The organism is Terriglobus tenax (genome assembly GCF_025685395.1).
GTDB lineage: Bacteria > Acidobacteriota > Terriglobia > Terriglobales > Acidobacteriaceae > Terriglobus > Terriglobus tenax.
This window is the reverse complement of record NZ_JAGSYA010000004.1, coordinates 853847-874369: the sequence shown is the minus strand read 5'-3', so window position 1 is coordinate 874369 and position 20523 is coordinate 853847. Positions and strand designations below refer to the sequence as shown.

The 20523-nt window shown below is 58.7% G+C and carries 21 protein-coding genes; 9 read left to right on the top strand and 12 right to left on the bottom strand.

Annotated elements, in window-relative coordinates:
- The first annotated feature begins 20 nt into the window (after positions 1 to 20).
- From OHL13_RS09205 to OHL13_RS09190, 4 genes are all read left to right on the top strand, one after another.
- Complete coding sequence (locus OHL13_RS09205) at positions 21 to 878, top strand: alpha/beta fold hydrolase (RefSeq protein WP_263409833.1); 858 nt, start codon at positions 21 to 23, stop codon at positions 876 to 878.
- A 214-nt stretch (positions 879 to 1092) separates the two neighbouring features.
- A complete protein-coding gene (gene fdhF / locus OHL13_RS09200; protein WP_399255517.1) occupies positions 1093 to 4134 on the top strand; it encodes a formate dehydrogenase subunit alpha in 3042 nt (1013 codons plus the stop codon).
- Positions 4135 to 4149: 15 nt separating this feature from the next.
- Positions 4150 to 4590, top strand: a complete 441-nt coding sequence (locus tag OHL13_RS09195) for a DUF1641 domain-containing protein (RefSeq protein ID WP_263409832.1) — start codon at positions 4150 to 4152, stop codon at positions 4588 to 4590.
- 17 nt (positions 4591 to 4607) lie between these two features.
- Entirely contained in the window at positions 4608 to 5732 is a 1125-nt protein-coding gene (locus OHL13_RS09190; RefSeq protein WP_263409831.1) for a major royal jelly family protein, read from the top strand.
- Between the two features lie 520 nt (positions 5733 to 6252).
- Here OHL13_RS09190 and groL read toward each other — a convergent pair.
- Together groL and OHL13_RS09180 are read right to left on the bottom strand one after the other, a co-directional pair.
- A complete protein-coding gene (groL, locus tag OHL13_RS09185) occupies positions 6253 to 7920 on the bottom strand; it encodes a chaperonin GroEL (RefSeq protein WP_317889916.1) in 1668 nt (555 codons plus the stop codon).
- A 99-nt stretch (positions 7921 to 8019) separates the two neighbouring features.
- Positions 8020 to 8316, bottom strand: coding sequence for a co-chaperone GroES (locus OHL13_RS09180; RefSeq protein ID WP_263409830.1), 297 nt, complete (start codon positions 8314 to 8316; stop codon positions 8020 to 8022).
- A 244-nt stretch (positions 8317 to 8560) separates the two neighbouring features.
- Between OHL13_RS09180 and OHL13_RS09175 the strand changes: the two genes are divergently transcribed.
- On the top strand, positions 8561 to 9052 hold the full coding sequence (locus OHL13_RS09175; RefSeq protein ID WP_263409829.1) for a carboxypeptidase-like regulatory domain-containing protein: 492 nt from the start codon (positions 8561 to 8563) through the stop codon (positions 9050 to 9052).
- Positions 9053 to 9115: 63 nt separating this feature from the next.
- Positions 9116 to 9841 (top strand): SDR family NAD(P)-dependent oxidoreductase, encoded by a 726-nt coding sequence (locus OHL13_RS09170; protein WP_263409828.1) that lies wholly within the window; start codon positions 9116 to 9118, stop codon positions 9839 to 9841.
- Between the two features lie 63 nt (positions 9842 to 9904).
- Here OHL13_RS09170 and OHL13_RS09165 read toward each other — a convergent pair whose 3' ends face one another.
- The 4 genes from OHL13_RS09165 to OHL13_RS09150 form a co-directional block, all read right to left on the bottom strand.
- A complete protein-coding gene (locus OHL13_RS09165; RefSeq protein WP_263409827.1) occupies positions 9905 to 10705 on the bottom strand; it encodes a tyrosine-protein phosphatase in 801 nt (266 codons plus the stop codon).
- 20 nt (positions 10706 to 10725) lie between these two features.
- The gene (purQ, locus tag OHL13_RS09160) at positions 10726 to 11421 is read right to left on the bottom strand and encodes a phosphoribosylformylglycinamidine synthase subunit PurQ (RefSeq protein ID WP_263409826.1); all 696 of its coding nucleotides are present in this window, start codon (positions 11419 to 11421) and stop codon (positions 10726 to 10728) included.
- A 170-nt stretch (positions 11422 to 11591) separates the two neighbouring features.
- Complete coding sequence (locus OHL13_RS09155) at positions 11592 to 12362, bottom strand: SDR family oxidoreductase (RefSeq protein ID WP_263409825.1); 771 nt, start codon at positions 12360 to 12362, stop codon at positions 11592 to 11594.
- 118 nt (positions 12363 to 12480) lie between these two features.
- The gene (locus tag OHL13_RS09150; RefSeq protein ID WP_263409824.1) at positions 12481 to 13056 is read right to left on the bottom strand and encodes a TetR/AcrR family transcriptional regulator; all 576 of its coding nucleotides are present in this window, start codon (positions 13054 to 13056) and stop codon (positions 12481 to 12483) included.
- A gap of 176 nt (positions 13057 to 13232) precedes the next feature.
- Between OHL13_RS09150 and OHL13_RS09145 the strand changes: the two genes are divergently transcribed.
- Together OHL13_RS09145 and OHL13_RS09140 are read left to right on the top strand one after the other, a co-directional pair.
- Positions 13233 to 13601 carry a YciI family protein gene (locus tag OHL13_RS09145; protein WP_263409823.1) on the top strand — a complete coding sequence of 123 codons (369 nt, stop codon included), beginning with the start codon at positions 13233 to 13235 and terminating at the stop codon, positions 13599 to 13601.
- A 29-nt stretch (positions 13602 to 13630) separates the two neighbouring features.
- Positions 13631 to 14005: a MarR family winged helix-turn-helix transcriptional regulator gene (locus OHL13_RS09140; protein ID WP_263409822.1), complete on the top strand. Its 375-nt coding sequence runs from the start codon at positions 13631 to 13633 to the stop codon at positions 14003 to 14005.
- Here the strand turns inward: OHL13_RS09140 and OHL13_RS09135 are convergent.
- The 4 genes from OHL13_RS09135 to OHL13_RS09120 all read right to left on the bottom strand — a co-directional run bounded on the left by OHL13_RS09135 (position 13937) and on the right by OHL13_RS09120 (position 17618).
- Positions 13937 to 14905 (bottom strand): MBL fold metallo-hydrolase, encoded by a 969-nt coding sequence (locus OHL13_RS09135; RefSeq protein WP_263409821.1) that lies wholly within the window; start codon positions 14903 to 14905, stop codon positions 13937 to 13939. The two genes, OHL13_RS09140 and OHL13_RS09135, sit on opposite strands and share 69 nt — an antisense overlap.
- A gap of 54 nt (positions 14906 to 14959) precedes the next feature.
- Positions 14960 to 15184: a hypothetical protein gene (locus tag OHL13_RS09130; protein ID WP_263409820.1), complete on the bottom strand. Its 225-nt coding sequence runs from the start codon at positions 15182 to 15184 to the stop codon at positions 14960 to 14962.
- Between the two features lie 210 nt (positions 15185 to 15394).
- Positions 15395 to 15910, bottom strand: coding sequence for a DinB family protein (locus OHL13_RS09125; protein WP_263409819.1), 516 nt, complete (start codon positions 15908 to 15910; stop codon positions 15395 to 15397).
- A 376-nt stretch (positions 15911 to 16286) separates the two neighbouring features.
- Positions 16287 to 17618 (bottom strand): alpha-amylase domain-containing protein, encoded by a 1332-nt coding sequence (locus OHL13_RS09120; protein WP_263409818.1) that lies wholly within the window; start codon positions 17616 to 17618, stop codon positions 16287 to 16289.
- 104 nt (positions 17619 to 17722) lie between these two features.
- On the opposite strand from OHL13_RS09120, the gene OHL13_RS09115 reads away from it, so the two are divergent.
- A complete protein-coding gene (locus OHL13_RS09115; RefSeq protein ID WP_263409817.1) occupies positions 17723 to 18190 on the top strand; it encodes an AI-2E family transporter in 468 nt (155 codons plus the stop codon).
- Here the strand turns inward: OHL13_RS09115 and OHL13_RS09110 are convergent.
- Entirely contained in the window at positions 18187 to 19524 is a 1338-nt protein-coding gene (locus OHL13_RS09110) for a replication-associated recombination protein A (RefSeq protein WP_263409816.1), read from the bottom strand. The genes OHL13_RS09115 and OHL13_RS09110 overlap by 4 nt on opposite strands.
- On the bottom strand, positions 19525 to 20298 hold the full coding sequence (locus tag OHL13_RS09105) for a TrmH family RNA methyltransferase (RefSeq protein WP_263409815.1): 774 nt from the start codon (positions 20296 to 20298) through the stop codon (positions 19525 to 19527).
- Positions 20299 to 20523 lie beyond the last annotated feature (225 nt).

The window sequence follows — 20523 nt, the reverse complement described above, 5'->3', positions numbered from 1 at the left end:
TAAGAATCGTTGGAGAAAATATGTCATTAAGTGCAACCGCTACAACCAAGGCTCCCACGCAACTGTTGTCAAAAGACGGCTACACCTACGCATACCGCTACTTCGGTTCGTCTGCGGGAGTGCCATTGGTGTGCTTCCAGCACTTCACCGGAACGCTCGATCTTTGGGATCCACTTGTCTTCGATGCGTTATCCAGGAATCGTCCGGTTCTGCTGTTCGCGAATCCCGGAGTTGGACGCTCTGAAGGTGTTCCTCCTCAGACCGTCGAAGAGATGGCGCGACACGCCATGGTTCTGTTGGACGAGTTGAAGCTCACGCAGGTGGATATCCTCGGCTTCTCGCTCGGAGGATTTCTCGCACAGTGCATCGCGCTCGCGAGACCTTCTCTTGTACGCAGGTTGATCCTTGCCGGTACGGGCCCGGAAGGCGGAGAGGGAACAAGCATGGGGCGTCCTGACCTTCTGAACATCTTCTTTGACCAGGCTATGTCTATGCCTCAAAAGTTGAAGCGGATTTTCTTCTCACAGAGCGCAGCGGGGCAGGCCGCCGCAGACGCCTATCTCGCGCGTGTTGCGGTCCGAAGCGAAGACCACGATACGGCGGCTTCAGCCGAGGCGGCCGTCCACCAGTTGAAGGCAATGGCCATTTGGGAGAACACGAAAAGAGCCGGCTTTTCAGATCTCTATCGCATCGCGCAGCCGGTGCTTGTGCTGAACGGCAACAACGACATCATGATCCCGACGCCGAATTCCTTTACCTTGAATGCGCATCTTCCCAATGCCACGCTTGTCATCTATCCGGATTCCGGACATGGTGCGATCTATCAGCATCCACAAACGTTTATTGCGCATGTTGAAGAGTTTCTTGGACGGCAATAGATTCGAACGGCTTGTTCTTAGGGAACCAGTTTCCCCATTGTCGCGGCTGCGCCAGTTGGGATGTTCAGAGTGCTATGGATCGCTCCAATGAGCGATCACAACGTGGAGCATTCGAGGGTAGATCGGATGCTCCACGCCGTCCTATTGTGAAACTGGTCTCGTTGTAGCAAGCGTTCCCCCCATCCTCTGAGTCGCAGGAGCCATAATGACCAGCATGCCCGAGTTTTCTAAGGACGAAGCCGCCATGGATGTCGTACCTCCAAAGCGCGTTGACGAGTTTGTTCCGAACACTAAGGTAACGATCCTTCTGAACGGTAAAGCTGCAGATGCCTATGAAGGAGAGCTCCTTGTCGAATCGTTGACGCGCGTCGATAAAGACATCATTCCGCACATCTGCTACCACTCTCATCTGATGGGGCCGATCCAGAGTTGCGATACCTGCATCATTGAAGTGGATGGAAAACTGGTGAGAGCCTGTGGCACCAGGGCAACAGAAAACCTCCAAGTCACGACCACGTCCAAGCGCGCTGCCGATGCCCGCGCTGAAGCCTTTGATGTGATCCTTGGCAACCACATGTTGTACTGCACCGTCTGCGACAACAATAACGAAAACTGCCGCGTTCACAACACGACGATGATGCTGAAGGTAGAGCATCAAAAGCACGAGTTCACCCCGAAGCCGTATGAGGTGGACATGTCGAACCCGTTTTACCGTTACGATCCTGGTCAGTGCATCCTTTGCGGACAGTGTGTGCAGGCCTGCCAGACGGTACAAGTGAACGAAACGCTATCGATTGGCTGGGAGCTCGACCGTCCGCGTGTTCTTTGGGATGGAGGCATGCAGATTGGTGGCTCAAGCTGCGTATCCTGCGGACACTGCGTGACCGTATGCCCGTGCAACGCCCTGATGGAAAAGTCGATGCTCGGAGAGGCAGGTCTGATGAGCGCTATTCCGAAACCATCGCTCGATAAGATGATTGACCTCGTCAAAGCCATTGAGCCGGAGCTTGGCTACGGAGCCATCCTGAAGGTGTCGGAGACAGAAGCCAAGATGCGCGAGACGCGCATTGAAAAGACAAAGACTGTATGTACCTATTGCGCGGTTGGATGCAGTTACGACGTCTGGACCAAGGAACGGAAGATCCTCAAGATTGTGCCGATGCACGGCGACGCAAACCAGATCTCAACCTGCGTGAAGGGAAAGTTCGGCTGGGATTTTGTGAACAGCAAAGATCGCCTGCAGAAGCCGCTGATTCGGACGGAAAATGGGTTCCGTGAAGCGGAGTGGGAAGAGGCACTTGCGCTCATCACAGAAAAATTCACGACGATCCGGCGGCAACATGGCGCTGATTCGATCGGCATTATCGTCTCTTCCAAGACCACCAATGAAGATGGTTATCTGATGCAGAAGTTTGCACGGTCGGTCATCGGAACCAACAATATCGACAATTGTTCCCGCTATTGCCAAAGCCCTGCAACGCAGGGGTTGTTCCGCACCGTCGGCTATGCGGGAGATTCGGGATCGATTGAAGATATCGCAAAGGCAGGACTTGTCCTGATCGTTGGCAGCAATACGGCGGAAGCACACCCTGTACTTGCCACTCGGATCAAGCGAGCGCATAAGCTCTTTGGTCAGCGTCTCATCGTGGCTGACCCTCGCACGCACGAGATGGCACAGCGCGCCGACCTTCACTTCCGCCCGCGTCCCGGTACAGACCTCGTCTGGCTCTCGGCCATGAGCCGTTACATGTTTGATCACGGTCACGCAGATAGTGCGTTCATCTCGCAATGGGTTAACAACGAAGGGGACTTTCGCAAGAGCCTTGAACCGTTCACGATGGAATATGCTTCGCAGGTCTGTGGCGTTTCCATCGAGACGCTGGAGCAGTTAGCGATAGAGATTGCTATGGCTGACACCATGTGCATTCTATGGGCCATGGGCATCACACAGCATACCTGCGCTTCTGACAGTTCTACAGCTATTTCCAACCTGCTTCTTACAACAGGCAACTACATGAAGCCCGGTTGTGGTGCGTATCCTTTGCGCGGACATAACAACGTTCAGGGGGCGGGCGATATCGGAGCCTCGCCCGACAAGTATCCCGGCTATCAGGCCGTGGAAGACGTTGCGATCCGCGAAAAGTTCGAAGCGGCCTGGGGAACGCCTCTTTCAGCGAAGAACGGACTCAACAACCACGGCATGTTGCAAGGCGCGTATGACGGAACCTTCCGTGCCATGTACCTTGCTGGCGAAGACATGATCTCGGCTGACTCTAATGCCAATTGGGTTGCAGGAGCGTTTGAGCATCTTGAGTTCTTTGTTGTCCAGGACATCTTCTTCTCTGAAACCTGCCGCTATGCTGACGTGATTTTACCGGGCGCGCCGGCGCTTGAAAAAGACGGCACCTTCACGAATACGGAACGTCGTATTCAGCGTTTGTATAAGGCGCTTCCGGAATTGGGCGAATCGCTTGCCGACTGGAAGATCACGCAAACAATTGCGAACCGCATGGGAGCTGAATGGAACTATAAGCACCCTTCGGAGATCATGGACGAACTGGCCTCTGTTAGCCCCATTCATGCCGGCGTAAGCTACGAACGCCTGGAGGGCTACAACACGTTGCAGTGGCCGGTAGCGCCGGACGGGACAGACCAGCCAATCCTGTATTTGAATGGATTCCCGTTCCCGGATGGAAAGGCGCGTTTCTATCCGGTCGATTTCCATGAGCCCGATGAATCTCCGAACGAGGAGTTCGATCTCTTTCTCAACAACGGACGCCAGCTTGAACACTTCCACGAGGGCAATATGACCTACCGGGTCGATGGCATTCGGCATGAGAGCCCGGAGCGGTATATCGAAATCTCGGAAGAGTTGGCGCAGGAACGCGGCATTCAATCCGGCAGTTGGCTGCGCGTGACCAGCCGTCACGGGACGCTCAAGATCAAAGCGCTTGTTACCTCGCGTGTACACGGCAAGCAGGTATACATTCCACTGTTCTCACGGGAGGGGCCGGTGAATATCCTCACCGGGTCACACGCTGACACTCCTACTCATACGCCGGCGTACAAAGAGACCGCGGTAAAGATCAGGCTGTTGTCAGAAAACGGAGAGAATCCTCTCAAGTCGTTGAACTTCCGTTACTCCGGCAAGCCAACGCCCCAGCCAGGCGTTGAGATAGAACGCAAATGGAAACGGCCCGACTACCGCTTTCCTGGAGAAACCACTCTCGTTCAGATAACGGCAGCGAAGAATTAGCTGGAGGGAATTGCGATGGCCAAGGCTGTAGAGTTTCGAACATATACACCGCAGGACTCCCGCGACGACCTGATGCGACGCATCGAACAGGCTCCTCGCGAACATGCGGAGGCCATTCTTATGGCATACGACATCCTCGGGAACCTGCACCAAAAAGGACTACTCGATATTGCCAAAGGTGCGCTGGAGCGAGGCGATGCCGTGTTGGATCACGTAGTCACACTGGCTGCATCAAAAGAGGCGGTGATCGCCATGCGCACTGGACTCATGCTGATCAATGTGCTCAGCGGTCTGAACGCAGACCGTTTGCACAAGGTGATTGCTGAGCCGGAATCTTCTCCCTCGTTATTGAAGATTCTCCGAATGCTTCTCTCAAAGGAGACTCGCAGGGTGATCTCAGTTGGCCTTGCACTTCTACAGGAGTTCGGTGCAGCCTTGAAGCCTCGCGCTTCTTAGCAATAGGACATGAAACGGTGGATAAGAAAATTGCTCGCATGAAGTCACTCGCTTGCACATCTCGGATGTTGGCGTTCCTGTTGGCCGTGTTCACCATTGAAATTCTGCATGGGCAATCGCCTGATCTTCAGAAGGCGGTTGCCATCACAGCCCAGGAACCGATCACCGGAGTGACAACGACTCGGGATGGCAAGGTATTTGTTCTTTTTCCGCATCTGGATGGTCACGACGGAACCCGCGTGGCACAGGTGTTAGCAGATGGTTCATTTCGGCCGTTTCCCGATGAAGAGTGGAATAGATGGCGAGCGGGAATGGACTCCACGCAGCACCTGGTGGGACCAAACTCCATCCGCGTCGGAGACGATGGGCTGCTCTGGGTTGTGGACACAGGAACGCGAGGTTTTGGAAGCAGCGTGATTCCTGGTGCAGCAAAGCTGGTTGGGTTTGATCCTTCTACCGGCGTCGTGCGGCATCAATACCCGCTCAATGCCGCCGTACGTAGTGGCAGCTATGTTGATGATGTCCGGTTTGTAAGAAACACGGCGATTTTTACTGACGCAGGCGATCCGGGGTTGATTCTGCTGGACATGAAATCCGGGGCCGCGCGGCGTGTGTTAGACCATGAAAACTGTGTAACCGCAAAAACACCCATGCGTGCCAGTGGTGCCCTCCTGCAAAGCTCCCGGGGGCCTGTCTCGATCCATGCCGATCAACTTGAAATCTCTCCTGATCGGGAATGGCTCTATTTCCAGCCTGCAAGCGGTCCTCTCTCTCGTGTTGCCGTGAAAGACCTGCTGGATCGGAAGCTTTTACCGCAACAACTTGTTGCTCGCGTCCACCTCTTTGCTCATACACCCTCTACTGGAGGCACAGCAATGACCTCCAAAGGGATTCTTCTGGTCTCGGATGTAGATAAGCACCAGCTTCTTGCAATTGATCCGAAAGGCAAGATTAGGATTCTGCTCAGCGATCCGCAGCTCGCCTGGGTCGACGCGATGTGGATCGATGAGAAGCAGAACCTGTGGATGCCGGCAGCGCAGCTTGACCGCCTGCCTCTTTTTCAGGGCGGCCGGCAAATGCTGAGGTTTCCCATTCAGGTTTATCGTGTATCGCTGGTCTCTTTACTGATGAGGAGAGAGTAGCGAACAGGACGCGTGCATGTTAGTCGTGAACGCCAGCAACTGCGATGCGAGTTGTTGCCCGTCCGGCAGATCCCAGACATCGGTTCCATCATCTGGCTAACGCTTATCTTGCGACTTTGACGACGGCACAACAAACTTCCACAGTGCTGTCCTGTACGTTGGCTAACGCCGAAATCTGGTCGAATCTTCCGGGCCATCGCGTAACGGTCTAAACCGCGGCAGCCTCACGATAACAGCGTGCTGCGGCCTACGCTTAGACACAAGCCCTCTCCGGAAACTACTCTCGGGAACCTTCGACGATGTCCTGTGGGCTTGGATAACCTTGCCTTCTGGCTCGCATATGGCCTGTGGCATCTGAGGATGAACACGGGAAGAGGGAACCGTTACAACTACCAAGAGAAGTGATACCGAACCCATCCTGGCGTTGCGAGAATGGCATTCGTGATTAGAAAAAAGCAAAGGCCCCGGGAAGCCGGGGCCTTTGCTTTTGTGCGAAGCGCGTACCGCTGGACGCGAAGTCCTAGTACATGCCGTCCATGCCGCCGCCGTGGCTGTGGCCACCGGCAGGTGCAGCCGCCTTCTCGGGGATGTCCGAGATGAGGGCTTCGGTGGTCAGCAGCAGGCCGCTAATGGAAGCAGCGTTCTGCAGCGCGGTGCGGGTTACCTTGGTCGGATCGATGACGCCGGCGGCAACCAGGTCTTCGAAGACGCCCGTGGCGGCGTTGTAGCCGATGTCGGACTTGCCTTCCAGGATCTTGCCGACAACCACAGCACCCTCTTCGCCAGCGTTGCTGACGATCTGGCGCAGCGGCTCTTCGATGGCGCGGCGGATGATGGTGGCGCCGATCTTCTCATCGCCCTCGAGGGTCTTGATCAGAGCGTCGACATCCGCAGCGCAGCGAACCAGGGCAACACCGCCGCCCGGGACGATGCCTTCTTCCACGGCAGCGCGGGTTGCGTGCATCGCGTCTTCCACACGAGCCTTCTTTTCCTTCATCTCGGTCTCGGTCGCGGCACCCACCTTGATGACGGCAACGCCGCCAACCAGCTTGGCCAGGCGCTCCTGCAGCTTCTCGCGGTCGTAGTCGGAGGTGGTCTTCTCAACCTGGGCGCGGATCTCACGAACGCGTCCCTCGATCTCGGTGTCCTTACCGGCGCCGTCCACGATGGTGGTGTTGTCCTTGTCGATGGTCACGCGCTTGGCGGTGCCCAGGTCCTCAAGCTTCACCGACTCCAGCTTGATGCCGAGGTCTTCGGTGATAGCCTTGCCACCGGTCAGGATGGCGATGTCGCCCAGCATGGCCTTGCGGCGGTCGCCGAAGCCAGGAGCCTTCACGGCAGCCACGTTCAGCGTGCCACGCAGCTTGTTGACAACCAGGGTCGCCAGGGCCTCGCCGTCCACGTCCTCGGCAATGATGACCAGCGGCTTGCCGGTGCGGGCAATCTGCTCCAGCAGGGGCAGCAGGTCCTTCATCGACGAGATCTTCTTCTCGTAGATCAGGATGTACGGAGCATCCAGCGCAGCTTCCATGCGCTCTGCGTCGGTGACGAAGTAGGGCGACAGGTAGCCACGGTCAAACTGCATGCCCTCGACAACGTCGAGCTGCGTCTCCATGGTCTTCGACTCTTCCACGGTGATGACGCCGTCCTTGCCAACCTTCTGCATCGCTGCGGCAATGATGGTGCCGATCTGCGCGTCGGAGTTGGCCGAGATGGTGCCGACCTGGGCAATCATGTCGCCCGAGACAGGCTTCGACAGCTTGGCCAGCGCGCCGCCAACTACCGATCCGTCTTCCTGGCGCTTGCCGACAATGGCTTCAACAGCCTTGTCGATGCCGCGCTTCAGGGCCGTCGGGTTTGCACCGGCAGCAACCGTCTTCACGCCCTCGCGGTAGATGGCCTGGGCCAGAACCGTCGCGGTCGTCGTGCCGTCGCCGGCAACGTCCGAGGTCTTCGATGCGACTTCCTTCACAAGCTGGGCGCCGACGTTCTCGATCGGGTCCTTCAGCTCAATCTCCTTGGCAACCGTCACACCGTCCTTGGTGATGGTCGGGGAGCCGAACTTCTTCTCGATAACAACGTTGCGGCCCTTCGGACCGAGGGTGACCTTGACCGCGTCGGCCAGCGTGTTGACGCCGCGCAGAATGGCCTGGCGGGAATCTTCACCGTGCAGGATTTGCTTTGCCATGATTCGTTTTCCTCTTTATTCAGTGCCCGCATGTACGGGCAGATGTTTTCAAAACCAACCACCCTGGCGTTGCGAGGGTGGGCACCCGGATGGGGTGAGTTATTTAACGATGCCGAGGATCTCTTCCTCGCGCATGATCAGGAACTCTTCGCCGTCGAGCTTGATTTCGGTGCCGGAGTACTTGCCGAACAGCACCTTGTCGCCAGCCTTGACGTCGAGCGGGAAGACCTTGCCTTCGTCGTTCGACTTGCCCTTGCCAACTGCGATCACTTCGCCCTGCGAGGGCTTTTCCTTGGCCGAATCCGGGATAATGATGCCGCCACGAAGGGTTTCGCCCTCTTCCGTGCGCTTGACCAGAATGCGGTCGTGCAGCGGAGTAAACGTCGTCGATGCCATGTGTTGACTTCTCCTTGAAATGGTTGGAGACGGGATTTAGCACTCACGCCTTCCGATTGCTAACAATATGCAAACCCGAGTGCCAAGTCAAGGTGGGTGGATTAAATATGAGTGAATTGCACTCATATCCATGCAGGGCCAGGTTTCGACTATCCAACGATAGGCTCGCCCGTCCAATCCCTGCAGAAGTACAATGAGTTCAGCTTTTTGAGGGGCTTCAGGAATGCGTTTCGCAGGTGTTTTCATGTTGGCAGCGGCAATGGCGGTGACGGGCGTAGCAGGCGCCCAGGAGAGCCGTGAAGACCGGCATGGCCGCAAGTACAAGGCTCCGCCGGAGACCTCGCGCGTCGAGGTTCTGGTCGTCAAGGACTTCAACGGCAAGCCCATCCAGAACGCCGCGGTCATCTTCCGTCCCATGGAAGACGGCCAGCCCAACGGCAGCTACGAGATCAAGACCGGCCCGGATGGCAAGGCCGTCATCGATGTGATTCCGCGCGGCACCACGGTCGTTCTGCAGGTGCTGGCCACCGGTTTTGCCAGCTACGCGAAGTCCTTTGATATTGCCGAGGCGAACAAGGCGATTGAGGTCCGCGTCATCCGTCCGCGAGCCCAGGTCTCCGCCTACGAGGACAACGCTGGTAAGGAATCGCAGCGCAAGGCCGGCGTGCAGGAGCAGGCAAAGCCGGAAGCCAGTAAGTCCACCGGCAAGCAGGACAGCACCTCCTCGCCCAAATAAGTTTTTCTGTTGTGTGCAGGGGCCGCCTTCGGGCGGCCTTTTGCCTTGGTGGATAATCTCGGGATGGGCTTGCTTGCAGGGAAGAAGGCGCTGGTCACCGGCGCCGCACGAAGAATCGGTCGCGTCATCGCTTTGGAACTGGCGCGGGCGGGGGCCGATGTCACCATCACGTACCGCGGTTCCGCTGCGGAGGCAGAAGCCGTCGTCTCGGAGCTTCGGGCTCTTGGCGTCCGGGCAAACGCCGTTGTCTGCGATCTTCGCTTTGCCGTGAGTGCCCGTCAGGCGGTTGAGTCAGCCGCACAGGCCATGGGCGGCATCGATATCCTGGTCAACAACGCGGGCCGCTTTGAAACCGCTCCCCTGGAGCAGATCACACCGCATCAGTGGGACGCCATGGCGGAGACCAACACCCGCGGGCCGTTCTTCGTTGCGCAGGCCGCACATCCGTACCTGAAGGCATCGCACGGCCGCATCATCAACATCGGCTCGCTGGGCGGACTGCATCCCTGGGCCACGCACGCGCACTACTGCACCTCGAAGGCGGCGCTGCACATGCTCAGCCAGACCATGGCCAAGGCCTGGGCGCCGGAGATCAGCGTCAACTGCGTCGCTCCGGGCATGATCCAGTTTGGAAAGATCGAGACCGAGTTCCAGCACTTCGCCGACCGCACGCCGATGAAGCGCAACGGCACCGCCGAAGATGTCGCCGCAGCGGTCCTGTTCTTCGCCACCGGACCCCACTTCATCACCGGCCAGCTCGTCAGTGTCGACGGGGGACTGGCCCTCTAAACGTTCTTGTTCTGTCCTTCCGCAGGCAACAAGCGTCAGCAGGGGATCTCTGAGACAACGCTCTTATCGCCGCAGCAGCTTATCCAGCCACGACTTCTTCGGTTGTAATTCGGAATAAATCCCGAGCGGTTCCGGCTGTTCGCCCAGCGGCTTGCCGTAGAAGATTCTTCCCGGGTTGTCGATGCACAGCCTGCGGGCCGTCTCCGCGCCATACATCTCCGCAATCACGGTACCTGCCTGCTGCATCGCCGGCGGACGACTGGTCGTGTTGTGGGCGTCGGTCGCAATCACGTGGACCCAGTTGTCGGCCAGCAGGCGGTTGGCCATGTGCTGCGCGATGCGGCCAAAACGGCCGATCACGGACCCTGCCGTGACCTGCACCAGCATGCCGCCACGGATCCAGTTCTTCATCCGGTCAGGGTTCCGCTGCAGCGTGGCATTGCGCTCCGGATGCGTCAGAATCGGCGTCAGACCGGCAATCTGCAACTGGTAGAAGGTCTCCGTCAGGCCAACCGGAATGCCCTCATCGGGAAGCTCCACCAGCAGGTAGCCGTTGCCGTTGATGCTGTACTTGGTAGGGTTCTGCCTGGCATCCTCAATGTTGTCGAAGGTCATGTGGAAGTCGCAGCCCAGGCCGAAGGTCATCTTGCCGCCGTGGCCGGAGCGCTCCAGTTCCTGCTCAATCTCTTTCAGACGTGCAGTATTGATCTCCGGGTTGAAGGGATACCGGTGATTGGCGTGTGGTGTACATACGATGTGCGTAATGCCGTCCTGCATGGCCATACGCGCCATGTTCAGGGAGTCTTCCAGCGTACGCGCACCATCGTCGAGGCCGTACAAAAGGTGATGGTGAAGATCGATCATGGGGGATGGGGGAAAGAGTACTACCTGGCGGCGAGCGCCGAAACCATATTCTGGAACAACTTCAGCCCGTCCGCCGAGCCCAGCATGGTCTCGCTGGAACGGTCCGGGTGAGGCATCAGGCCAAGAACATTGCGGCCCTCTGACAGCACACCGGCAATGTTCTTAAGCGATCCGTTGGGGTTGGCCTCAGGCGTAATCTGGCCGTCGGCGGTGGCATAGCGGAAGGCAATGCGGTCCTGCTTTTCAAGCTGGGCAAGTGTGGCGTCGTCGCAGAAGTAATTGCCTTCCATGTGGCCGATCGGCATCTGCAACACCTCTCCCTTGCTCAAAGATGCTGTAAACGGAGAATCCGTTGTCTCCGTCCGAAGATGAACCTGTTTGCAGATGTACTTCAGGCCGGCATTGCGCATCAGCGCGCCGGGCAGAAGGCCGGTCTCGGTCAGAATCTGGAAGCCATTGCAGATGCCCATCACCAGGCCACCCTGGGCGGCAAACTTCTTCACCGCGCCCATTACCGGGGCAAAGTGCGCAATCGCGCCCGTGCGCAGGTAATCGCCATAGGCAAATCCGCCTGGAACAAGAATGGCGTCGCAGCCCTCAAGGTCGGTCGACTCATGCCACAGAAAGGTCACCGGCTGGTGCGCAACGGCATCCAGCACGTTGTAGGTGTCATGGTCGCAGTTTGAGCCGGGGAAGACGAGCACGCCGAATTTCATCCGTTTATTGTAATTGGTCAGTCTGGACTTGTTCTTCGTTCCTCAAGAGAGGTTTCTGTCCCAGGGGAGTTCTCCGGATTGAGTAAGACGGCAAAATAGACCGCACACCGGCGTTCGCAGGCCATGCTTGGTAAACCTCCATGCCGTCACTCCACGAAAAAACTGACCGCCTACGCCTGCTCGGCCGGCACCAGCTTTTTCGATGCCTTCCAAAGCTGCCTGTTGATGAAATCGGGAGCAAGACGGCGGAGAAGAGCGAGCTGCTTGGATTGCCCCGGCCGGATCTCAAGAGTTCCCGCCTTCAGGGATGCGAAGGATTGCTTGACCAACTCGTCCGTGGTGATCACGCTGGCGCCGCCCTCGGCAAGCTCGGTCGTCATGTCCGTCTTAACCGCAGGAGGCATGATCTCAATGACCTCGACGCCGGTTTCTTCCAATTGGAACCGCAGCGATTGCGTGTAGGAGTGAATGGCGGCTTTGGTGGCCGAGTAGATGGGTGCGGGCGGCAGCGGCACGAAGGCAAGACCGGAGGACACGTTGATTACCGTCCCTCGGTTGGCCGTAAGAATGTCGATGAATGCGGAGGTCATCCCGATGACACCGCCCACATTGATATTCATCTCCGTCATCAAGCTGGCCAGGTCAGCCGCCGGTGTCCTGAGGTTTTTATAAAGCAGGATGCCCGCGTTATTCATCAGCACGTCGAGCCTGGGGAAATCCGCCTTGACGCGTGCCGCCAGGGCGCCGATTTGTGCCTGGTCCGCCACGTCGCTCTGGATGACATGGAGCTTCGGGTACTTTGCCTTTACCTCGTTGAGCACCCCTTGCCGCCGCCCAGTTACGATGACCTGGTTGCCGAGATCGAGGAACTTGAGGGCGAAAGCAAGGCCGATGCCGGCAGAGCCTCCGGTAATAAGAATGGTGCGGCCGGTGAGTTTCATAAGTTTCCTTTCGCGCGTTCAACGTCCGCCAATCCTGGGCTTTTGCGCCTGCGAGTGGGGCTTCCAGAACTCGTCTGCAATATAGGATTATGTAAATAATCCTACTGATGCAAAAAAATCAGAAGCTGCGTAAAAGGTGGTCTTGCATCTCCTGCAATATCTTTTGGCGGTCGGCGGCCTCAGGGTGAATGCGGGCTACCGAAATGGCGCCCGCCATGGCGCTAAGGAGAATGAAAAAATTCCGTTCCCGCTCCGTTGCGGTCGCCCCCGGCATCATTTGCAGCAGCTGATCTTTGCGTTCCTGGATGAGATCCGCGGCTCGTTGTCTCACGGAAACTTCGGCGCGAGCAATTTCAGGAGCCAATGCCGCAACCGGACAGCCGATTTCCGGATGATCACAGTGCTCGAGCGAGAGATACCGCCGAACCATCTCTTTCCACCTGTCTTCTTGAGGCACATCGAGCAGGATGGAATTGGCTTTATCGTCAAACTCCGCGAATCCCTGGGCAATGGCATCGGCAACAAGCTCGTCCTTGCTATGGAAATGCTTGTAAAAGCCACCCACAGTCAGGCCCGAAGCCTTCATGACGCTGGCCACGCCGGAACCGCTCAGCCCCTCGGCGCGGAGCTGACGAGCAGCGTTCCTGACGATTCGATCACGGGTGCGCGTCTTGTGTTCGGGGTTATACCGCATATGACCCCATTAGATTGCGTGTGTAATCTTTGGATGCAAAATTTACAGGCGAACCGGGTGAGACCGCGTTTGCCCCCTGGTTGTGCGCCATAAATTCGTACGTAGCCAGGAATTTTATAGACGGAGGTAGAAATAAGGTGTACATAAAGTTGTATCTGCAACTTTATCGGAGACTTATGCGCAAGCTCGCCGTTCTCGTTCTGTTGTTCGCCTCCTATGCCGCTCTTCACGCCCAGACCGCCGTCAAACCCACCTGTGTCCTGGTCAACCTCACCGCTAAGCCCGGTATGCGGGAAAAGATGGGCCCCGTCATGCAGCAGGAAGTGACGGATACCGTACAGGCCTACCTCGATGGCAAGATCCTGCAATGGTTCTCCCGCGCTGACGGCACCGGCGTCATGTTCATCCTGAACGCCACCAGCGTTGATGACGCCAAGGCCATCATGGGCGCTCTGCCGCTGGACAAGGCCGGTCTCGTCAACCTGGAGTTCACCCCCTTGGCGCCGCTGCAGCCGCTCAAGCGCCTTCTCGGAGCGCAGAAGTGAGCAGCCTGCCACCCCTTCCATGCGCCTGCATGTCCGCACGGCGCATGGCGCGTGTGCTGACGAAGATGTATGCCGAGGAAATGGGGGCGCACATGGAACCGGCGCAATTCGGCCTGTTGCAAACGGCGGCGAACCTGCCGCACTGCACCCAGGCCGGGCTGGCCCGTGCTCTTGCCATGGATAAAACCACCATCTCGCGCGATGTGGCCGTAATGAAGAAGCGCGGATGGCTGGAAGGAGGCCGCGGCGAGATCCGCGTCACCGCCGCGGGCCGCACCCTGCTGGCCGAAACCACGCCTTATTGGCAGCGGGCGCAAAAACGCCTGCGCAGAGCATTAGGCGACAGCGGCTGGGAAGCTCTCTTCACCGCCATGCGCTCCGTCGATTACGGCGCCTCGGCGTAAGCCGTGCGGATGGCTCCGCCCAGCCGGTTGGTGTCCTTGTACTGTGGCACCAGTTCTGCGCTCAGCGTTGCCACCACCTGGTCCACCGTTTGCCCCTGCTGCTTCAAGGCAGCCGCACGGTCGCGGATTGTTGTCAGCAGTGCCTGGTAGTTGGAGATGTAGCTGGCATCGCCAACCGGTCCATGGCTTGGCACCACTACGATCGGCTTCAGTGCGGCAAACTCCTCCAGGCTCAGTAGCCAGTTGCTGCAGGCTGGAGTCCGGCGGAATAAACGACGGCAGGCCGCGCATGGCGACATCACCGGAGAAGAGCACTCGCTCCGACGGTACCCAGATCGCCGTATCGCCCAGCGTGTGGTCCGGCCCGGTAGCAAAAATGCGCACTGTCACGCCGCCAAGCTCGAGCGTGTACTCCTTGTCGAAGTGAATGTCGGAGGTGCGGAACTTTGCTCCATTCAGCAACTCGGCGTTGACGGGGCTGCGGGCAATGAAGACCTTTGTCAGGTCATACCCATGGTGCCGGATATCCTCCTCCTGGTCGGCCGAACGGATCATCTTTGTCGTGGCGGGAAAGGCCTCCGCACCCAGGTCGTGTTCCGGATGCACATGTGTCGTCACCAGGTAGATCTGCTTGCCGGCGGCCAGCTTTTCCGCTTCGGCCAGCACCGTGCGGCCGTTGCGCGGCCCCATGCCGGTGTCGATCACCAGCACACCCCGCGTCCCCACCACAAAGCCGATGTTCGGCACACCGGGCGTCGTGTCCTTGTCTTCAATAGCGTAGGTGTGTTCGGTCAGATGGCGCGTCTCGCCGCCTGGCACGATGGGTGGCCTGGCCGCTGACGGCTGGGCCAGGGCAGCAGCCGTCAGCGCCATATACAGGGCAAGAGAAAAGGGCTTCATGGTGGCACGCTCCTGGAACGCCGGGATGCCTGTCATGATAGCCCGGTGGAGCGGTTAGCTGTCCTTGCGATACAGCATGTTGCGGATGGTGGCGCGCCGCGCCTCATTCACTTCCGCCTCGTACTTGCGTGTATCGGCATCCATCGGGCCCTTGCTGGCGGCCTCTTCTTCCATCTCGAACGCGGTACAGGTGGGGCAGTGGTTGGCGAAGCCCGGTTTGTCGGGCTTCAGTTCGAACTCTTCTTCACACAGGGCGCAGATTTTCTTTGGCCAGGGCATAACGTCATCCATGCTAATGGACGCTGCAGCAGTGGAAAGGTTCCACTCGGAATTGCCGTTGATTCCCCCCGGCACTATTGCCTACCCAATCCCTGTGTGCCCATATCTGGCAAAGCCAGATGTGAGCATCGCGCGACCACCTTGTCAGGGCACGGCTTCAGCCTGCTAAGGGTCCGCCTTCCCGGAAAGCGGACCCATAGCGAAATCAACCTACTTCGACCACGGCGGAACCACGCCGTTCATACGCGCATAGGCAATCGACTGGCCCAGATGCTCGTGCTGGTCAGAGAGCAGCATGTGCAGCGCGTCTTCCTTCGTCATTTCACGGCCAAACAGCTTCACGCTGGCCTTCAGATCGCTGTCCGACAGGGCGCTGATCGCCTTGTCCAGGGCCGCGTACGAATCCTTCAACGCCGCCTGCAGCTTTTCAGGATCGGTAATCGGAACGGGCTTTTCTGCGGGTCCGGTCGCGCCGGTTACGGTGCGCAGCAGCATGCCGTTCTCCGCGACGATCAGGTTGAAGACCTCACCCACCGACCGGATACCCGTACCGGGCTTCCAGTCATACTTGCCGGCCATCACGCGGGCCAGGCCAGTGAACTTGGTTGAAAGGGTCTGCGTGTCCTTGGCAAGCGACGCCTGCGCGGTCTGCGCGTGGAGCGGCGAGGCAAAACAAAGAGCGAGTGCGAGCACAAAGGAACTCGTGGCAAGACGGAGGAATTTCATCGGAAAACCTTCTTTCGTACAGACGTATGGCGATGACTATGGGACGTGCGAGATGACGTTACGGTAGCTCCCCGCCACTTGGCAAGAAGCCACAACCCATGGATCGTGCTTTTGTGATGGGAGAACAGGGTTCGAGCTACTCTCGGAACCCTGCACGCTCTTCTTGTTGTCATTCCGTAGTGCAGCGGAGGAATCTGCTTCGTATCCATCCAACCCGGGTGCCCCACCTCGCAACACAAGGGTGGGTTCGATGGCCGCAGATCGTTGTCATCTCGACCGAAGCGCAGCGCAGTGGAAAAACCTGCATTTCACTCCAGATCAAACGAAGCAGACATCTATGGGATGACAACCAAAAAGACAAAGGCGATTCCGCCTGTTACTCACTCACCGGCACATACACGCAATACCCCCGCGGCGGTGCAGGGAACTCTGCGTTGCCTTCGTCATCCGTCGTACGTTCATCCGGATGCGCCGTGTCATGTCCGTCCCATGCCACCGGCTTGAACTTCTGGTTGGGCCACTTGGTCTTGACGGAGGTGCCTGACCACTGATCGCCCAGGTTGTTCAACACATAGATCAGGCCCGGCTGTTCCTCGTGGCCGCCGCGTTGCAGAATGTACAGGTCAGGGTCGGCGTGCAGAATGCAGGCCTCGCCGCCGGCGTAGCGATGGTGCGCATCAATCAGCGCGTCAATGCCGTTCGGCGTCTGTGGACGCGCCAACTGGTTGTTGAAGTAGTCGTACCAGAAGATGCAGGGGTAGCCCTCGTTCATCAGGATGAAGGAGTAGGCCAGCATCTTGTCGTTCACAATCTGGTTGTCGCCCATGTCGTGGTTGTCCACGAAGGTCACGGCGTTGAAGGGCCGCTTGGTCACCACGGCGCCGTCGTCGGTCAGGTCGCGCAGGTCATACTGCAGCGTGTCGCACAGGTCCTTCAGTTTGTAACGCAGCGGAAAATCAAAAGCGGCAATCTGCGAGTCGGTGTGGCGATTGACGCGCTCCAGCCAGCCGCCGATCTCTTCCTTGCTGGACCAGTGCTCGCCCACAACAAACGGCACAAACTCGTTGCCGTCGCGCTCATAGCGATACTTGGCCAGAAGGCCGATCATCCACGGCTCAAAGCCTTTTACAAAGTCGAAGCGGAAGCCGTCGAACTTCAGTTCCTCAATTAACAGGCGGGCATACTCGTACATCGCCTCATAGACCCGGGGGTTGCGATGACACAGGTGCGGGAAGCCCGCGAAGTTCTCGCCTTCCATCATCACCTGTTCATAGCGCGAGGGGTGAAAGCAGTTCCAGTCGCGCGGAAACTTACCCGACTTGGGCGCGAACTTCGTCCACCGCTTCTGCCCGTCCAGCGGGTTGACCTCTTCTTCGTCCGCGCCGGAGTTGTGATTGATCACCATGTCGGCGTACACGCCCATCTTGTGCTCGTGGACCGTGTTGAGCAGCGCCTCCAACTCGGCGCGGTTGCCATACAGCGTCTTCACGCCGCCCTTCTGGTCAAAGTCGCCCAGGTCAAAGTAGTCATACGGGTCGTAGCCGTTGGAGGTGATGGTCGCAGCCTTCGAGATCGGCGGCAGCCACAGCGCATTGATGCCGGAGGCGGCAAGCTGCGGCACAAACTCCTTCACGTGATTCCACCACTCGCCCTGCTTCTCTTCTGCAATCGGGGCATCCCAGTAAAAGGCCTGCATCATTACTGCCATAACGGTCGTTCTCCAAGGGCAAAGCTCGTGCTCACGTCAGTGTTTGCGTTTCTGTCGCAGTGAGCATCCAACCCATAGGATGCGAATTCCCGAGGAGGGCTGCTTTGGCTGTATACGAACCTGAGAATCCACTGAAGACCGCCGGCGGAGCGTTGCTGGCATGGTGGCGTGCCACCACACTGGACGCGTTGATCGTCGGCCTGATCTGGTGGCTCGGACTCACGCTGATCGGTGTGCCACTGGCTCCGCTATGGGCTCTGCTCGGCGGCCTGCTGCAGTTCATTCCCAACTTCGGACCGGTGCTCAGCGTCTGCGGCCCGGCCATGGCGCTTCTGTTTACAGACAAGGACTGGTACAGCTACTGCTGGCTGCTTGGCCTATATGGACTGATCGCCGCCATCGACGGCCTGCTCATTCAGCCTTATCTGCTCAAGCGCACCGCACGCGTGCCCTGGTGGGCGGCCTTCTTCGGCCCCATCGTGCTGGGCATCGTCATCCCCTTCTGGGGAGTACTGCTGGCCCCGCCGCTGCTTGCGATCATCTTTGCGTTTCGAAAGCCGAAGGAGACTTAGCCCTTCCGTTTCGACTCGCGAATGCGTCGTATCTCATCCATCCGCTGTGCCAGCAGCTTCTCGCGGCCGTCCTGCGTGGGCTGATAGTAGCGGCGGTTGGCCAGCGACGGTGGCAGGCACTCCATATCGGCCACCTTGCCCTCCACATCATGCGCGTACTGGTAGTCGCGGCCGTAGTCCAGAGACTTCATCAGTTTCGTCGGGGCATTGCGCAGGTGCAGCGGCACCGGCTCTGCGGCTGTGCGTTGAATATCCTGCTGGATCGCTCCCCATGCCGTGTACACCGCGTTCGACTTCGGTGCGAGCGCAATGTAGGCAACCGCCTGCGCCAATGCCAGCTCACCCTCGGGTGAGCCGAGAAAGTGCATCGCATCGCGTGCGGAGAGACACAGGTTCAGTGCCTCCGGAGCGGCCAGGCCAATGTCTTCGACGGCCATGCGCACCACGCGCCGCGCCACGTACATCGGGTCTTCACCCGCGGCCAGCATGCGTCCCAGCCAGTACAGCGCGGCGTCCACATCGGAGTTGCGTACTGACTTGTGCAGAGCCGAGATCAGGTCATAGTGCTGCTCGCCACTCTTGTCATACAGCAGTACGCGCTGTTGCAGGGCATCGGTCACCAGGGCTTCGGTCAGCGTCTCCTGCTTGCGCGAAGCAGCCAGCTTGGCCGCAACCTCCAGAGCATTCAGCGCATAGCGCGCATCTCCACTGGAGTAGCTGGCCAGCGTGGCCAGTGCAGCTTCTTCAGCGCCCACATGCAGCTTGCCCAGGCCGCGCTCTTCATCCGTCAGCGCGCGCTGCAGCAGCGCGACAATCTGCGGCTGCGTGAGCTGTTGCAGCGTGTAGACACGGCATCGCGACAGCAATGCCGCGTTCACTTCAAACGAAGGGTTCTCGGTCGTTGCACCGATCAGGCGGATGGAGCCGCGTTCCACGTACGGTAGAAACGCATCCTGCTGTGCCTTGTTGAAGCGATGGATCTCGTCGACAAACAGGATGGTGCGCGATCCCATCTGCGCGGCCTTCTCCGCATCGGCCATCACCTGCTTGATCTCCTTGATGCCCGCGAGTACGGCGGAGAACTCAATGAAGGTGGCTTGCGTGACGCGTGCAATGATCTTGGCCAGCGTGGTCTTGCCCACGCCCGGCGGACCCCAGAGAATGATGGACGCGGAGTCGTCCTGCTCTATTTGTGTGCGCAGCGGTTTGCCCGGCGCAAGCAGATGTTCCTGCCCGGCATATTCATCCAGCGTGCGCGGGCGCATACGCTCGGCCAGCGGAGCGCGCGAAGAACTTACGTCCTGCGCCAACGGAGGTCCACCAAACAAACCCATCTATTCCCCTGCGCGCTGCCGCGCTGCTTCATATAAAAGGATGCTGCCGGCGATCGCGGCGTTCAGGCTCTCGGTCGGCCCCGGTGTTGGAATCGTGATACGCTCATCGGCCAGACCAAGCATGGAGGGCGACAGCCCCGCGCCTTCATTGCCCAGCAGGATGGCGCACGGTTCCACCAGTCCGGCCTTGGTTGCAGGAATGCCGTCCGCAGGGACGGCTGCAAGAATGCGCACACCCTTGCCGCGCAGCAGGTCAATGGTTGAGCGATCCCCCGCCACCACAGGCAGCCGCAGGGCCGAGCCGGCAGAAGCCCGCAGGGCTTTCTGGTTCCACGGAGAAACGGTTCCCGGCAAGGTTAGTATGCCGGTCGCGCCAAACGCCTCTGCCGTGCGAATGATAGTGCCAAGGTTGCCCGGATCCTGCAGGGCTTCCGTAATGACGATCAGCGGTCTGCCGCGCAGCAGGTCATCGACATCATGCAGCGGTGGGACGGCCAGCGCCGCGATCCCCTGGGGTGTCTCCGTTGCGGAAACAAAGGCATCCTTTGCGACCGTCAGCACCTCAAAGTCTGGATGGTTTGGAAGAGATCCCGGCAGGGCACGGTCCTCGCGCAGAAAAACCGTCCTGACCTCCACCCCGCTGCGAAGAGCCTCTTCCAGCAGGTGCTCGCCTTCCAGGCCGATCAACCCATCGGAAAGCCGGGGTTGCCCATTCAGGGCAGCGCGAAGCTGCTTCAGGCGAGGATTGGTTCGGCTTGTGATCGCTTGCGACATGCTTCTTTAAACATCTTAATGCCTGGAAATGAAACACTAAGTACGACACCCGTGATACCAATGCTGAAAGCCCTGCCATCTGGCGATGGAAAAACGGCAACGGCTCTGTAGTACCAGGGATGCGAAACTGCGTCCAAAAGCTCGTGAAGGAGCTCCATGATAGGTACCCCATTGTGCGCCGCTGGCAAGGCGACATCCTGTGCGTCACGCATCTCCGGTAAGGCT

Excerpts from the sequence above, each read along its gene's own strand:
- OHL13_RS09205 (WP_263409833.1), top strand. The coding sequence starts at position 21 with ATGTCATTAAGTGCAACCGCTACAACCAAGGCTCCCACGCAACTGTTG.
- fdhF (WP_399255517.1), top strand. The coding sequence starts at position 1,093 with ATGCCCGAGTTTTCTAAGGACGAAGCCGCCATGGATGTCGTACCTCCA.
- OHL13_RS09195 (WP_263409832.1), top strand. The coding sequence starts at position 4,150 with ATGGCCAAGGCTGTAGAGTTTCGAACATATACACCGCAGGACTCCCGC.
- groL (WP_317889916.1), bottom strand. The coding sequence starts at position 7,920 with ATGGCAAAGCAAATCCTGCACGGTGAAGATTCCCGCCAGGCCATTCTG.
- OHL13_RS09180 (WP_263409830.1), bottom strand. The coding sequence starts at position 8,316 with ATGGCATCGACGACGTTTACTCCGCTGCACGACCGCATTCTGGTCAAG.
- OHL13_RS09175 (WP_263409829.1), top strand. The coding sequence starts at position 8,561 with ATGTTGGCAGCGGCAATGGCGGTGACGGGCGTAGCAGGCGCCCAGGAG.
- OHL13_RS09170 (WP_263409828.1), top strand. The coding sequence starts at position 9,116 with ATGGGCTTGCTTGCAGGGAAGAAGGCGCTGGTCACCGGCGCCGCACGA.
- OHL13_RS09165 (WP_263409827.1), bottom strand. The coding sequence starts at position 10,705 with ATGATCGATCTTCACCATCACCTTTTGTACGGCCTCGACGATGGTGCG.
- purQ (WP_263409826.1), bottom strand. The coding sequence starts at position 11,421 with ATGAAATTCGGCGTGCTCGTCTTCCCCGGCTCAAACTGCGACCATGAC.
- OHL13_RS09155 (WP_263409825.1), bottom strand. The coding sequence starts at position 12,362 with ATGAAACTCACCGGCCGCACCATTCTTATTACCGGAGGCTCTGCCGGC.
- OHL13_RS09150 (WP_263409824.1), bottom strand. The coding sequence starts at position 13,056 with ATGCGGTATAACCCCGAACACAAGACGCGCACCCGTGATCGAATCGTC.
- OHL13_RS09145 (WP_263409823.1), top strand. The coding sequence starts at position 13,233 with ATGCGCAAGCTCGCCGTTCTCGTTCTGTTGTTCGCCTCCTATGCCGCT.
- OHL13_RS09140 (WP_263409822.1), top strand. The coding sequence starts at position 13,631 with ATGTCCGCACGGCGCATGGCGCGTGTGCTGACGAAGATGTATGCCGAG.
- OHL13_RS09135 (WP_263409821.1), bottom strand. The coding sequence starts at position 14,905 with ATGAAGCCCTTTTCTCTTGCCCTGTATATGGCGCTGACGGCTGCTGCC.
- OHL13_RS09130 (WP_263409820.1), bottom strand. The coding sequence starts at position 15,184 with ATGCCCTGGCCAAAGAAAATCTGCGCCCTGTGTGAAGAAGAGTTCGAA.
- OHL13_RS09125 (WP_263409819.1), bottom strand. The coding sequence starts at position 15,910 with ATGAAATTCCTCCGTCTTGCCACGAGTTCCTTTGTGCTCGCACTCGCT.
- OHL13_RS09120 (WP_263409818.1), bottom strand. The coding sequence starts at position 17,618 with ATGGCAGTAATGATGCAGGCCTTTTACTGGGATGCCCCGATTGCAGAA.
- OHL13_RS09110 (WP_263409816.1), bottom strand. The coding sequence starts at position 19,524 with ATGGGTTTGTTTGGTGGACCTCCGTTGGCGCAGGACGTAAGTTCTTCG.
- OHL13_RS09105 (WP_263409815.1), bottom strand. The coding sequence starts at position 20,298 with ATGTCGCAAGCGATCACAAGCCGAACCAATCCTCGCCTGAAGCAGCTT.